Genomic DNA, 14977 nt, shown 5'->3' with positions numbered 1-14977 from the left:
TTTTACTCGATCGTGATCAGGGCATTTACATCTGTTTCTCCTCCTGTTACACTTCCCTGCTGATTGGTGGCAGAGGGTACATTCATATTTACGGAAGTAGGGGTATGAATTAATTTAAGACCCAATTTTGCCGCAGAAGGGGTACTGTTAACTTTCCATTCTGTTTTAAGACCTATTCTCGTTCCGTCCTCCCTTGTAATATCATCGGCAGTTCTAAGAATATTTACATCTACTCCTGAAAATTCATAGGTAATGAAATGCTCTTCTTTCTCTTCTTCTATTTCAGCATTGGCACTGTGATAATGATCATCATGCTTTACCTGGAAATCAAGGCTTACTATATAGGTTTTTCCATTTTCAAGAATAAGATTGGGAGTGGCTACCCCTCCGATGATGCTGATCGTCTGTTCATTGGTAGCGTCATTTTTATCTACCAGCTTCATTTCCACTTTTTCTATTTCTTCGTGTTCATGGATATCCTCCGGAATATCATTATCATTTCTACAAGAGGATAATAAAACAGCAGTAAATAGTACTAATATGATATTGAATAGTTTTTTCATTTTGAATTTAATTTAAGTTTTAATTAAAAATTATATTTAAGAGTAAGCACGAAGTTTCTTCCCGGTTCGTCCATAAAATATCTTAATCTGTTGAGATATTCCCGGTACTCTTTATTAAAAATATTATTGATTCTGAAATTTACATTCAGGTTTTTAAATACATCTGCACCTATTGAAGCATGAAATAATGTATAGGCAGCCGGCGGAGTGCTGAAGTCTATTTCTCTGCTCACCAGGACACCGTCTTCTATAAAATCAACATTCTGGTTTCTGATCGGAAAACGTTTTTGTTTAAATACATTTTCATTTTCGAGTCTTACATAGAAATTGGCAGGCTTAGACAATTTAAATTCCACCGCATTTCTGAGGTTGGCCGGCATCATCAGAATCAGAGGTTCATCATTGGATAAATCATCTCCTCTCAAAGCACTGAAACTGGTGCTCCACTTAAGGTTATCGAGGATATTCAACTGGGCATCCGCATCAATTCCATAAATCCTGGCTTTGATCTGCTGATAATCCCAAACCTGGAAGACTCCTCTGTTGGTAGACTGTATTCCGGCCGGAACCTGATTAATAAAACTGTCCGAAAACATGAGATACGGATTGGCTTCAATCTGTAATCCTTTTAAAACATTCAGATGGGCTATTAAAGAAAGATTGACATTATACACTTCTTCTTTTTTGATGCGTAAGTCTCCTTTTTCCATAATTGCCGCGGAATGGTGAAGTCCGTCTGCAAAGAGTTCGGCAGGGTTTGGGGCCCGGTCTGCTCTGGAAAGGTTTAATTTAGCCTCAAAGTTTTTACCCGGCTTATAATTCAGTCCCAGGTTCGCCGAAAAATTATGATAATCCAATATAGGACGTGTCAGAACCCTACTGTCGTTTTCCTGAATAAAAAATTCCGGAAATACATTGGCATATTTTGAATTCCATTCTGAAGCATCATAATATTTATAAGCATCATACCTGGTGAAATCATATCTGGCACCGGCTTCCATATTCAGTCTGGAATTAAAGCGATATTTAAATACGGAAAAGACACCTGCATCATATCTGTAATAATCAGGGATAAGGCGTCTTGCTTTTGTCGCGGGGTTTGGATAGTTATCCTGGAAACCACCCGAAATTCCACTTTCCAGGCTCCAGTTCCCTCTTTCCAAAAGATGCGTAAGGCTCACATTATGAGTAATCAGCCTTAGATCCATAGAGGGCAGATCATTCAATTCGCCTCTTCTGATGTCATATTCTTTGCGGCGGTTCAGCTGGAAACTGTACTGGAAGCTCAGTTTTCCAAAATCCGCAAAACGTTTATAGGCCGAGATTTTAGCGATATGATGGCTTACTTCCTGTTTAGGATTGGTAATGTCATAACTAAAATCATCCAAAAAGTAAGGCTGCCCCAGGTTAATCGCTTTATAAAAATCTTCAGGACTTCCCAGATGGGCTCCTTTATAGATTCCGAACTCCTGATTGATCACGCTGTAAGAGACATCAAAACCCTGCATAAAGCTATGGTTTCCAAAGGAAAAATTAAATGAATTAACTTCTGCTCCCGTATTCTGAAGGGTATGGTGAGGTACGTAGATATCTCCCAGCTTCTTATAGCTTCCTCCTGTTTTTACAAACCATTGGTTTTCCCAGGCTTTTGCTACATTCGCCGATAACTCTCCACCTCTTCCATTGGAAATTCCCGACAGCTTGATATTCCCCATCACCGTATCCTTTTTTGGAAGTACGGAAGGTTCCAGCACTACAACTCCGCCTACGCTTTCATTTCCATATTTAAGAGCGGAAGCTCCTTTGATCACATCGATGTGTTCAAATTCATTGACGTCTACATTCGGAGCATGTTCCACACCCCATTCCTGCTCCGCCATTTTCACTCCGTTATTAAGAATGGAAATACGGCTTCCGTATAATCCATGAATAACCGGTTTTGTAATATTATTACCGGTTTTCAAAGCTGTAACGCCCGATATCCTGGATAATAAGTTTCCTAAATTCTCTGTGGAATTACGCTCTATTTCCGTTTTATCGAGTGTTTTAAGTATTAAAGAACCACTGTTTTTATGAGTCCCGTGGATCGTCACTGTTTCAATGTCCTCCACATGATGTTCCAGAATAATGGTCAGATGAATATCCTTCTCAATTCTTACATTTTCAGTATAGTCATTGCATGCAGGATGCTTAGCGACAAGATTGTAAGTTCCCTCAGGTACTTTATTGAAAGAAAATTTTCCTTTCTTATCTGTTCTAGCCGTATAATCACCTATTTTCACTTCTGCGTTATCCAGCATTGTTTTGTTGTGAAAATCCTGTACGGTTCCCTCTACAGTAAAAGTTTTCTGAGCGTCTATAATGATCCACCCGCAAAGGATCAATAATAAGCTGTATATTGATTTCATAGTAAATATAAAGATTGTTGTACTTCAACAGTACATGGTAAAAGTGTGAAAATTTGAATGGATCAAATCTTGGGTATAAAAATTTGCTTACGGCTATCTTATACAATCGTCATTACGGTCTGGAAATAGAAGTACCAGACAGTTCCTGAAAGATCATAAGATCAACCAATAAGAAATTTAACTACTATGAAATCGCGGGAGGGCCCCGAAGCTGAAAAGTAAACCTGGTTTGTGACCAGATTCTTTCCTGCAGGGCAAAAATTTGTTCTACTTCATGGTTATAACCTTCAAAGCTCAAATGAAATTCTTCAGGCACCAGGAAGTTACCCGTTGCAAGGAAATGGCAGGCCAGACAGTCTCCGGCTTTTTCTACCGCTACATTTTTAGAAATGCTGTGTTCTGATTTTTTAAGATTAAAACTTTTAAAATAATCAACAGCATCATGATGGTGAAAACTCTGGGAAAATAACGCAATAAAGTATATCCCGAACAAAAGTTTCGAAATATAACTTCTCAATTGCTTGTCTTTTTTCCTATTCACCCTTCAAAAATAAAAAAATTATTCTAATTGAGAGCCCAAATACTCCCATTCCTGTAAAGCCAAGTCTAAATCTTCTTTAGTTTTATTATACTTTTCTAAAGTTTCATCAGTAGGATTTTCTTTTTCAAAGGAAGATTCCAGTTCCTGAACGGCATTTTCAAGCTCAGAAATTCTCTCTTCTACCTTTTTTATTTTATTTTGAATATTCTTTTGATCTTTACTTACAATGGCAGGCTTTTCATTGACCGGCTTCGGAGTTTCTTTCTTCTCTTCCGCTTTCGGAGCTTCTTCCTGACGAAGTTTTGCTTTTTCAATGGAGATCTCCCTGATGCTTTCTTTTTGTCTGTATTCAAGATATTCATCAATATTTCCGAGGAATTCTTTCATTTTTCCGTCGCGGAACTCAAATATCTTATCACAAAGACCCTGCAAAAATTCCCTGTCGTGCGAAATGACAATCAGCGTTCCTTCAAACTTTTGTAAAGCCAGCTTTATAATTTCTTTGGACTGAATATCGAGGTGGTTGGTAGGTTCGTCCATGATCAGCGTATTGAAAGGACGCAGTAAAAGCTTACAAAGTGCCAGACGGTTTCTCTCCCCTCCTGAAAGCACTTTTGTTTTTTTATTCACCGCTTCCCCCTGAAACAGGAAAGATCCTAATAAATCCCTTACTCTTGGGCGGGTTTCTTCTGTTGCGGAATCTTCAGCTTCTTCCAATACCGTTTTATTCGGCGTAAGAACTTCTTCCTGATTCTGGGCAAAATACCCGATATTTACGTTATGTCCCAGTGTCCAGCTTCCAGAATAATCTTTAATTTCTCCTGCAAGAATTTTAGCTAAAGTTGTTTTCCCCTGTCCGTTCTGTCCCAGCAGTGCAATCCTGTCGCCTCTCTGAACAAAGAAGTCTACATTATCAAAAACCTTTTTATTTCCATAGGATTTCCCAAGGTTTTCCGCTTCAAAGATGACTTTCCCGGGAACTACGGATTGAACGAAACGGATATTGAATTTAGATACATCTTCCGTATCCACCTCTATACGGTCAATCTTATCCAGCTTTTTAATAAGAGACTGTGCGAATGATGCTTTGGTAGCACTTGCACGGAATTTATTAATATTATCTTCCATCTGCTTGATCTCGGCATCCTGGTTCTTTTTAGCCTGGATCAGCTTTTCACGGCGTTCTTCACGCATTACCAGATATCTGGAATAGTTGGCTTTATAATCATCAACCTTTTTATTGTTGATATCAAAAGTCCTGTTACAAACAGCCGTCATAAACTGTTTATCGTGACTCACAAGAACAATAGCTCCGGGATAATCCTTCAGGAAGTTTTCCAGCCAGATGATGGATTCCATATCGAGGTGGTTGGTAGGCTCATCGAGCAGCATGATATCGTTTTTCTGAAGAAGAAGTTTCGCCAATTCGATTCTCATTCTCCATCCTCCTGAAAATTCATCTGTAATTTTCTGAAAATCATCAGCTTTAAATCCCAAACCGAATAATACTTTTTCCATGTCTCCTTCAAGATTATAGGCATCATGGTTCATCAAAAGATCATTCAGTTCCGTCATTTTATGGATCAAATCAGTATACGCATCGCTTTCGTAATCCGTTCTTGTAGCCAGCTGATGGTTCACGTCTTCCAATTCCGTTTTCCATTGGTTGATCTGTTCAAAGGCCTGCATGGTTTCATCCCATACCGTTCTTCCTTTCACAAAATCAAGATCCTGTTTTAGGAATCCAATGGTAACGTTTCCATCGGGAACCACATTTCCTTCGAAGAATGTAATTTCTCCGGAAAGCATTTTTAATAAAGTAGATTTCCCCGCTCCATTTTTACCTACCAAACCTATTTTATCATCTTTTTTAATGGTAAAATTTACATTTTGAAACAAATAGTTCCCTGAATGATGTAATCCTAAACCTTGAACCGAAAGCATTTAAATGAATTATTAAGAATTAATACTGATTTCCGGCTGCAAAAATAAGGAAAATAAAAAGACTTTCCACAGAAATAAAGAAAGCCCTACAAATTGTCATTCAGAGCACAGTGAGGATTCCCAGTATCTTCGGGAATTATAATGAAGATCAATTAAAATCTCATGTCTAAAATCAATAATTTCTTACGGTAATATGATAACAGCTCTGTTGTTTTTCTTTGATATAATGAATACGTCCTGCATCAGCATAATACTTCAGAACCTTTTCCAGTGCCTTTTCCATTTTAGGATTATTTTTCAGGGTATTATTGAATCTCACATAGGAAATATCGAAGGAATTTCCATAATTATGGGAGCTGATACCCAGGGAAGCGTTGGAATTTACACGTCTTAATCTGCATTGGTCCTCCAAGGTTCTTGTTACGGAAGTAACCGTAAATGTTGCTCCTTTTGTTTCTTTACTGAACCTCGCCCCCATTCTTTCCAGCGTTATTTTCGCCTTGGAGACCATATAAGGCCTGCTGTAATCTAATTTCTGAACCCTGTACCCCTTTCCTGTTTTTTTGATACTGTGAAGTCTGCCTTTATCAATATACCGCTGTACCGTTTTTGTATCTTTAAGAATTTTAATGCCGAAACTTTTTGAAGCATCAAGGTGGGGCTTATACAGAATTGTAGGTTCTACTTTAGCAATTTCCGTAAGATCATAACAAGGCAGTGTTTTCTTTGCGGTCTGGGTATAGTGGTGGTTCCATATAAGACACATGATAATCCCGCTCAGATACTTTTTCATTCAATAAAGACTTTTAAAATTTTTAAAATAAAAATACAGGTATTTTATTATGCCAAATTTTCAAGCAATAATCAAGCCTAAATTAAACAATTTAACAATTATAGCCCGTTATGATTTAAATAAATCAAAATTAAAATTTCATTTAAAAAAGCAATATTTGTTTCCAAAGCATCAATTTATTAAAATTTAACTTTATATTTGGTTTTATTAAAAACAAACAATTATGACTAAAAAACTATTTGCCGAATTTTTCGGTACGTTCTGGTTAGTTTTCGGAGGCTGTGGTAGTGCAGTTTTCGCAGCTGGTGTTCCCGACATTGGTATCGGACTTTTAGGTGTAGCTTTAGCCTTTGGTCTTACCGTTCTTACCATGGCCTATGCCGTAGGGCATATTTCAGGAGGACATTTTAATCCTGCCGTTTCTTTCGGATTATTAGCAGGAGGCAGATTTCCTGCAAAAGACCTGATTTCTTATGTAGCTGCCCAATGTCTTGGAGCAATTGCTGCTGCTGGATGCCTTTACGTTATCTTAAATGGTGCAGGTGCTTTTACGACAGAAGGTCCCGGAGCTTTCGCCACCAATTTTTATGATTTGCCGGGCTATCAAAACAGAAGTTATTCCATGGGAGCAGCATTTTTAGCTGAATTCCTTTTAACTGCATTCTTCCTTATTGTTATTATGGGAGCAACAGATAAATGGGCTAACGGAAAGTTTGCCGGAATCGCAATTGGTTTAGCCTTAACTTTGATCCACCTTATTTCTATTCCTATTACCAACACTTCTGTAAACCCTGCCAGATCTTTATCTCAGGCTGTTTTCGTTGGAGGAATTGCCATGTCTCAGCTTTGGCTGTTCTGGGTAGCTCCGATCCTTGGAGGAATCACAGGAGGTCTTATCTATAAATTTTTATTACAGAAAGATCAGCACGAAGCTGCTGCTTAATAATTTAAGAATAAACATACAATCAATACAAAAACCATCTGAAAACAGATGGTTTTTATTTTTAAATCATAATCAGCTAGGAAACCAATAAGCTGCAACCTCTGATATCGGAATGGTCTATCCTTCCCAATACCTGAAATTTATTGCCCTGTATTTTCCCCAGATCCTGAGTAGCTATAAAGGAACATGAATGAATATTGGCAAGATCTATGATATTGATCGCTCCGGTCCTTCCTTCTTTTTCGTAGCTAAAAGGGTCTTCTGCATTTCTAATCATAACTTTCATCCAGGCCGGACATTCGTATTCGTTATTTCCAAGGGAATAAGCCTGGGAAAGCAGTTCCGTCATAGAATATTCGGAATAAATGGTATCTGTTCCAAAGCCATTCTGTAAAATTTTCAGCAATTCATCTTTTGTCATTTCTTCCTTTCTTCCTTTCATTCCTCCGGTTTCAATGACAACCAGATTTTTAAGGACATTCAGGTTTTCATTCTTTCTTTCGGACTCACAGTAATCCAGAAAATCCAAAAGGGCAAAGGAAACGCCAAAAAGAATTATTTTTTCTTCTTTAAGTGTATTCAAGAGATCAAATAATTCGGAATGATTATAAAGGAAATATCCGTTTTCCTTCTTCCCGGATTTATTCATCAGATAATCCACCATATAAATCAATGAAGAATTCTGCCTTTCCAGATAACTGGGCAGCAGTCCCAGAAAAATAAAATCTTCCGGCCTTCCTATAAATTTCGCAAAGCTTCTGTAAATACTTTCTTTATAAAGGTCTTCGTTCGCTATAAAATGTCTGGAAAGGTTCATCTGCGTTGTTCCGGAACTCTGAAAATAAAGATCAGCCGAAACGTTTCCGTCCAGTATCTTATGGTTTTTAAACATTTCTATGGGTAAAAACGGAATTTCATTCAGCGCATTTACCGTAGCCGGGCTGATATTCAGATAATCTACAAACTTACGGTAGATCTCTATGTTCCGGTATTGATAATTGAATGTACGAAGAGCAGCGCTTAAAAAGTCTTCGTCGGTTTGTATGTTAAATATATCTTCCAACTTTCCTGCAAATTGTAATTTACTATTCTTTAATTTTCGTCAACAAAAAATATACACCTAAAATCCAATGATTTAATATTTTTTTATCTCAAATTTCATTTTTGGTCAAGTTTTTGCTACTTAATATTTGGAATATGGATTAAAAACAGACAATGAGTTTATACTCATTCTGGAAATTACCTCTTAACAGGGGTAATTTTTTTTATTTTTATTTTTCAAAAGTCTTTAATTCAAAGTCCTGTTCAAAAACGCCATAGGTAAAATAGGAAATCCAGTCTCCCAAATTAATATATTTTGCATTTTTAGGCAGGTCCAGAATCATCGGAAGATGACGGTGCCCGTAAATGAAATAATCAATATTTTCCTTTTCAAGCTTTTTCTTTGAATAAAGAATTAAAAATTCCTTGTCTTCACCGAGAAATTCTTTATCCTCTTCTCCTGAGATCATTTTATTTTTCTGAGACAGGTATAATGCGATCTTCATGGCAATATCCGGGTGCAGCCATTTGAAAGCCCATTGAGCAATAGGGTTTGTAAACAGCTTTTTCATTCTTTTGTACCCTTTATCTCCCGGCCCGAGCCCATCCCCGTGAGCCAATAAGAACTGCTTTCCTGCAATTTCAAAATATTGTTTCTGGTAAAATACGGTACAGCCAATCTCTTCTTCCAGGTAATCCTTCATCCACAGATCATGGTTTCCTACGAAAAAATAAACATTAATTCCCCTGTCTTTTAATTCTGCAATTTTCCCCAGCACCCGCACATATCCTTTAGGAATCACGTATTTCCATTCGTGCCAAAAATCAAATAAGTCTCCCATCAGAAACAATATCTGTGCATCTTCTTTGATTTCATCCATCCAGCGGATAAACCTTTCTTCTCTAGGCTTACTATCTTTCGGCGTAGGGGCTCCGAAATGCTGATCGGAAGCAAAATACACCTTTTTACCGGGTTCCAGATTAATAATTGTTTTTAGCACGACTGTGTTTTTCGTTAGGTAAAATATTAATTATCTTCTGCAAACCATTCACCATAAGAATTTTCCGTCTCATGCAGCTTGAGATAAGCCAGGCTTACCTCAGGTGAAAGTTTTGATTTTATTTTGGCTGCGATAGCGTACAACATATTTTCGCAGGTAGGCTGAAAACTGCAGTAGATAACCTTATGTCCTTTTCCTTCCAGGTCTTCCCCCAGTTCTTTATGGGGAGAAAGTGCATTGATAAGGACTGCATGATCCCATACGTCTACAATTTCAGATTTAACGATACTTTTTATATCTCCAAAATCCACTACCATTCCGTTCTTTGGATTATTCAGATCATTGACCGGCTTTCCTTTAACAGTCACAAAGAGTTTATAGGAATGTCCGTGCATATTTTTACATTTTCCATCGTAATTATACAGGACATGAGCGGTTTCAAAAGTGAAAATTTTGGTAATTCGTATCATGATGCAAAGATAGCGATTTGCTGCGAGTCCATAAAAAAACCTCCTCAAAACTGAGAAGGTTTCCTGTAAAGAAATTTTATGGAATTCGCTTACGCTATTTAATGGAATTGTGCTGTTTCAGTAGAGTCTTTCATGGCTACCGTAGCCGAAGATCCATTGGTAACAACGGTCTGTACCTCATCGAAATACCCCGTTCCTACAAACGACTGGTGTTTTACGGCTCTGAAACCTTGTTTCTGTAAAGCAAACTCACGCTCCTGAAGCTCGGAATAACCTGCCATACCTTTTTCTTTATACGCTAATGCCAATTCGAACATAGCGGTATTCAGGGCATGGAAGCCTGCCAGTGTGATAAACTGGAATTTATAGCCCATTTTTGCCAGCTCTTCTCGGAATGTGGTCATTTCTTCAACGCTTAATCTTGCTGCCCAGTTAAATGACGGGGAACAGTTATAAGCTAACATTTTATCCGGAAATTTCGCATGGATTCCTTCTGCAAATTTTCTTGCCTGCTCCAGATCAGGATTTGAGGTTTCCATCCAGATAAGATCTGCATACGGCGCATAGGATAACCCTCTGTCGATTCCCTGCTCCACTCCGTTTTTCACTACATAAAATCCTTCGGAAGTTCTTTCTCCTGTTACAAATTTTTTATCTCTGTCATCAATATCCGAAGTTAATAAATCTGCGGCATCAGCATCCGTTCTTGCAATAATTACAGAAGGAACTCCACATACATCGGATGCCAAACGGGCTGCAATAAGTTTATTAATCGCTTCCTGAGTAGGAACTAAAACCTTTCCTCCAAGGTGTCCGCATTTTTTAGCGGAGGACAGCTGATCTTCAAAATGGACCGCTGCAGCTCCGGCTTCAATCATTTGCTTCATCAATTCAAAGGCATTAAGATTTCCTCCGAAACCTGCTTCTGCATCGGCAATAATCGGAACCAGATATTCTTTATCCCCTCCTCCGTTTACGGATTGGATCTGATCTGCTCTCAGCAGGGCATTGTTGATTCTCTTCACTACGGAAGGCACTGAATTAGCCGGGTAAAGGGATTGGTCAGGGTACATTTCGCCTGATAAATTGGCATCAGCCGCTACCTGCCATCCTGAAAGATAAATAGCTTCAAGACCTGCATCTACTTCCTGCACCGCCTGGTTTCCCGTTAATGCCCCCAGTCCTGCCACATAGTTCTGAGCATTAAGCTTTTTCCAGAATTTTTGGGACATTTCCGTAGCAATAGTATAATCAAGCTTATAGGAGCCTCTGAGTTTGAGGACATCTTCTGCCGTATACGTTCTTCTTATACCGTTCCAACGGGGATTTTTAAGCCAATCCTGTTCTAAAGCGTGGATTTGTTCTTGTCTTGTTTTCATATTATTGGGGATTTTTAGATTATTATGTTCTGTTGTATTAATTAAATAAAAGGGTAAGCTTTTAATGTTAAAAACTCTTCAAATTCATCTGAAAAAATAAGCTCATTGAACAGTTGTTTTGCGAGATCAAATTTTCCTTCTTTAAATCGTTTTTCTCCTACATAGTCTTTTATATTTTCCATCTCTTCTTCTTCCCATTCCAGCACCTTATCTTGATTTAAAATTCTTCCGTCAGCCAGTTTAGCTTTGTTTTTCAGCCATTGCCAGATCTGCGTCCTTGAGATTTCAGCCGTTGCCGCATCTTCCATCAGATTATAAATGGCTGCTGCTCCTACTCCCATTAACCAGCTTTCGAGATAAAGGATTCCTACGTTGATATTCTTACGGACTCCTTTTTCAGTGATCTCCCCTTTAGGTATTTCCAAAAGGTCAGCTTCTTTAATCTGGTAATCAAATTTTTTATCGATCTGATTGGCGGAAGGCATATACTGATCAAAAATATCTTTAGCGACTGACACCAGCCCCGGGTGTGCTACCCAAGTTCCGTCATGTCCGTTTTTCACTTCACGCTCTTTGTCTGCTTTCACTTTATTAAAGGCCTGAGTATTGGCTTCATCATCATTTTTTACGGGAATCTGGGCTGCCATTCCTCCGATAGCATGAACATTCCGTTTATGACAAATCTCAATTACCCTTTTGGAATAGGCTGCCATGAAAGGAGAGGTCATTGTTACCTGATCCCTGTCCGGCACTACAAACTCCGGTAAATTCCTGAACTTTTTAATGTAGGAGAAAATATAATCCCATCTTCCACAGTTCAGTCCGGCACTGTGTTCTTTTAATTCATATAAAATTTCATCCAGCTGAAAGGAAGCCGTAATAGTTTCTATCAATACAGTTGCTTTGATGGTTCCCTGTGGAATTCCCAAATAATTCTGAGAAAAAACAAAGACATCATTCCACCATCTTGCTTCTTCATAATGCTCCAGTTTTGGAAGGTAGAAATAAGGACCACTTCCTTTTTCAAGGAGTCTCTCCGCATTTCTGAAAAAATAAATTCCAAAATCGGTTAAGGAACCGGAAGCTTCTTCTCCGTCTATCTGAATATTTTTCTCCGGCAGATGTAATCCTCTCGGTCTGATAAGGAGTACCGCCGTTTTTTCATTGAGCCGGTAAGATTTTCCCTGTTCATTGGTAAAATCAATTTTCCTGTTAACAGCATCTGTAAGATTAATTTGTCCCTCCATACAGTTTTTCCATGTAGGAGAATTACTGTCTTCAAAATCAGCCATAAAGGTTTGAGCTCCGGAGTTAAGAGCATTAATGATCATCTTACGATCCACCGGACCGGTAATCTCTACTCTCCTGTCCTGAAGATCTTCAGGAAGTTCAGCGCATGACCAATCTCCATTTCTTATTCCTTCTGTCTCTTTTGGAAATGAAGGAAGATCTCCGTGATCAAATTTCGACTGATTTTGTCTTCTTTTATTTAAAAGTTCAATTCTTCTGGAATTAAACTGCTGATGAAGCTCTGTTAAAAAATCAATTAATTTTTGATTAAAAACTTCTTTAAACTGCGATTCTGCCTTTACTTGTAAGCGGTTTTTAGTTTCCATACTCCTTATTTTGAATGACTTGATGTTACAAACATAAATAAAAATTTTCACAAATAGCGAACGTTCGCTATTTTTTTTGAAAAAAATATTATGCGAATAATCGCAATCATTCTCTATATTTGAATTATGAATTCGGAAAGTGACTTTATCAAAACTATTTTTGGGCTTAAGCTGAAACAGCAAAGACAAAGGAAAAACTGGTCTTTACAGGACCTCGCTACGAAGACCGGATTATCCAAATCTTATCTGAACGAAATTGAAAACGGAAAGAAATATCCCAAACATGATAAGATCATTCAGCTTTCCGAAGCTCTTCAATGTACTTTTGATGATCTTGTGTCCACTAAGCTGGATAAAAGCATGGCTCCTTTTAATGAAATTCTGCAATCGGATTTTTTCAAGGAAGTCCCGTTGGAGCTGTTTGGAATTAATAAGAGTAACCTCATCAGCATTATCAGTGACGCTCCTAAAAAGGTAACCGCTTTCATTACTGCATTAATAGAAATTTCTAAGAATTACAATCTGGGAAAGGAACGTTTTTACTTTGCGGTATTAAGATCCTTCCAGGAATTGTATGATAATTATTTTCCGGAAATTGAAGACAAGGTAATTTCATTTGCAGATCAGCATTCATTAAAGCTCAAAAAAAATTTAAAGACTGAATCTTTTGAAAGTATTCTTATTGAAAAGTTTCATTATACGATCCGTTCGGAAGATTTTGAAAAATATGAAGCATTAGGTCATCTCCGTTCTTTGTTTATTCCGGAAAAAAAACTCCTTCTCCTCAACAACAAACTGGAGAAGAATCAAAAGACTTTTATTCTCGCAAAAGAAATAGGCTTTAATGTACTTGAGTTAAAAAACAGACCGAATACATATTCCTGGCTGGACTTCGGAAGTTTTGAAGAAATTCTGAATAATTTTTATGCATCTTATTTTGCAGGAGCTCTTCTTATTCCTAAAAAGCAGCTTACGGAACAGATTTCAGAGTTTTTCCTTTCCAATACATGGGAGCCCGAAAGATTTGCCAACCTTATCAACAGCTTTACCCATTCTCCCGAAACTTTTTATTACCGCCTAACCAATGTTCTTTCATCGGAACTGGGAATTAAAGATGTATTTTATTTGTGCCTGGTCAAAAAGAAAAATTCAGATAAAATTCAGATTTTAAAGGAGCTTCACCTGAATCACCAGCAGGCTCCGCATGCCAATGCTACGAATGAACATTATTGCAGAAGATGGATTGCCGTGAAAAATCTTCACCATCTTAAAGAAAATGAAACTTTAACGGATGCTCAGATCTCTCATTATAAAGATCAGGGAATCAGCTATCTGGTTATTTCCACTTCTCAAAAAAATCCTTTTTCAGATGGAAGTAACCGAAGTTATTGTTTGGGAATTTTACTGAACTCCCAGACCATCAAGAAAATAAATTTTATCAAATCCCCTACTTTGAGAACTATCAATGTAGGAGTTACCTGTGAGTCCTGCAGCATCCCTGAGTGTGAAGTGAGACAGGCTCCGCCTTCCCGATTGGAAAAAGAACAGTTTAATCTTAATATGAAAAATGCGATAGAAAAAATACGAAAAGATAATTTTTAAAACCTAACCCACACCAACACAAATGATACTTGACATTTTATTCCCCAACCGCTGCATACACTGCAACCGGATTATCGACGACGAACCGGTAATTTGCAGCCTTTGCTTTTCTCAAATTCATTTTACTCATTTCCAATATTCCAAGCCTAACATTTTGAGTGAAAAATGCAGTCTTCTGTTTCCTGTTGAAAATGCTTATTCTTTAATACATTTTGAGGAAACAGGTGTAAGCCGGAAATTGATTCATGAGCTTAAATATAAAAGCAGAGAAAAAATCGGAAAAATTTTAGCTGAATGGACCACGGAACGTTTAGATTTCAACCTGGAAAAACCTGATATCATGATAAGTGTCCCCCTTCATCCTAAAAAATTAAGGGAGAGAGGTTACAACCAGCTGCATTTATTTACAGAAACGTTATCTGAGTTTTACCAGATCCCTTTTGACCATGATGCTTTAAAGAGAAATCATTACTCCAAAGCACAGGCCCTGAAAAATAAAGAGCTCCGCCTGGAAACCCAAAATACTTTTTCCGTAACCAAAGATATTTCCGGAAAGCATATTCTTTTAACCGATGATGTCTTTACCACCGGAAATACTTTAGCATCCATTTCATGGGAACTGCTTAGGAAAGGAAATAATAAGGTAAGCGTCCTGGTAATGGCAATGGATATGTAA

13 protein-coding genes are annotated in these 14977 nt (G+C 37.8%); 3 read left to right on the top strand and 10 right to left on the bottom strand.

From position 1 onward, the window contains the following. Positions 1 to 2: 2 nt before the first annotated feature. From ABJ974_RS03615 to ABJ974_RS03595, 5 genes are all read right to left on the bottom strand, one after another. Entirely contained in the window at positions 3 to 563 is a 561-nt protein-coding gene (locus ABJ974_RS03615; protein ID WP_419870025.1) for a hypothetical protein, read from the bottom strand. Positions 564 to 586: 23 nt separating this feature from the next. After that, a complete protein-coding gene (locus ABJ974_RS03610; RefSeq protein ID WP_419870024.1) occupies positions 587 to 2971 on the bottom strand; it encodes a TonB-dependent receptor in 2385 nt (794 codons plus the stop codon). 184 nt (positions 2972 to 3155) lie between these two features. Then, positions 3156 to 3488: a hypothetical protein gene (locus tag ABJ974_RS03605; protein ID WP_419870023.1), complete on the bottom strand. Its 333-nt coding sequence runs from the start codon at positions 3486 to 3488 to the stop codon at positions 3156 to 3158. A 42-nt stretch (positions 3489 to 3530) separates the two neighbouring features. After that, on the bottom strand, positions 3531 to 5456 hold the full coding sequence (locus ABJ974_RS03600) for an ABC-F family ATP-binding cassette domain-containing protein (RefSeq protein WP_419870022.1): 1926 nt from the start codon (positions 5454 to 5456) through the stop codon (positions 3531 to 3533). Between the two features lie 172 nt (positions 5457 to 5628). Further along, entirely contained in the window at positions 5629 to 6249 is a 621-nt protein-coding gene (locus ABJ974_RS03595; RefSeq protein ID WP_419870021.1) for a DUF5715 family protein, read from the bottom strand. A gap of 223 nt (positions 6250 to 6472) precedes the next feature. On the opposite strand from ABJ974_RS03595, the gene aqpZ reads away from it, so the two are divergent. Next, positions 6473 to 7192, top strand: a complete 720-nt coding sequence (aqpZ, locus tag ABJ974_RS03590; protein ID WP_419870020.1) for an aquaporin Z — start codon at positions 6473 to 6475, stop codon at positions 7190 to 7192. Between the two features lie 76 nt (positions 7193 to 7268). Here aqpZ and ABJ974_RS03585 read toward each other — a convergent pair whose 3' ends face one another. The 5 genes from ABJ974_RS03585 to aceB form a co-directional block, all read right to left on the bottom strand. Further along, positions 7269 to 8255, bottom strand: coding sequence for a LuxE/PaaK family acyltransferase (locus ABJ974_RS03585; RefSeq protein ID WP_419870019.1), 987 nt, complete (start codon positions 8253 to 8255; stop codon positions 7269 to 7271). A 208-nt stretch (positions 8256 to 8463) separates the two neighbouring features. Next, positions 8464 to 9234, bottom strand: a complete 771-nt coding sequence (locus tag ABJ974_RS03580) for a UDP-2,3-diacylglucosamine diphosphatase (RefSeq protein ID WP_419870018.1) — start codon at positions 9232 to 9234, stop codon at positions 8464 to 8466. A 26-nt stretch (positions 9235 to 9260) separates the two neighbouring features. Beyond that, a complete protein-coding gene (locus ABJ974_RS03575) occupies positions 9261 to 9704 on the bottom strand; it encodes a 6-pyruvoyl trahydropterin synthase family protein (protein WP_419870017.1) in 444 nt (147 codons plus the stop codon). A gap of 98 nt (positions 9705 to 9802) precedes the next feature. Continuing rightward, on the bottom strand, positions 9803 to 11083 hold the full coding sequence (gene aceA / locus ABJ974_RS03570; protein ID WP_419870016.1) for an isocitrate lyase: 1281 nt from the start codon (positions 11081 to 11083) through the stop codon (positions 9803 to 9805). A gap of 41 nt (positions 11084 to 11124) precedes the next feature. Further along, positions 11125 to 12699 (bottom strand): malate synthase A, encoded by a 1575-nt coding sequence (aceB, locus tag ABJ974_RS03565; protein ID WP_419870015.1) that lies wholly within the window; start codon positions 12697 to 12699, stop codon positions 11125 to 11127. 126 nt (positions 12700 to 12825) lie between these two features. Here aceB and ABJ974_RS03560 point away from each other — a divergent pair, with 126 nt between their 5' ends. Then, positions 12826 to 14301: a helix-turn-helix domain-containing protein gene (locus ABJ974_RS03560; protein ID WP_419870014.1), complete on the top strand. Its 1476-nt coding sequence runs from the start codon at positions 12826 to 12828 to the stop codon at positions 14299 to 14301. A gap of 22 nt (positions 14302 to 14323) precedes the next feature. Next, complete coding sequence (locus ABJ974_RS03555) at positions 14324 to 14977, top strand: ComF family protein (RefSeq protein ID WP_419870013.1); 654 nt, start codon at positions 14324 to 14326, stop codon at positions 14975 to 14977.

It is taken from the genome of Chryseobacterium sp. CT-SW4 (assembly GCF_048572715.1).
GTDB lineage: Bacteria > Bacteroidota > Bacteroidia > Flavobacteriales > Weeksellaceae > Chryseobacterium.
Note: the sequence above shows the minus strand (reverse complement) of the source record. Positions and strands in the feature narration are given on the sequence as shown.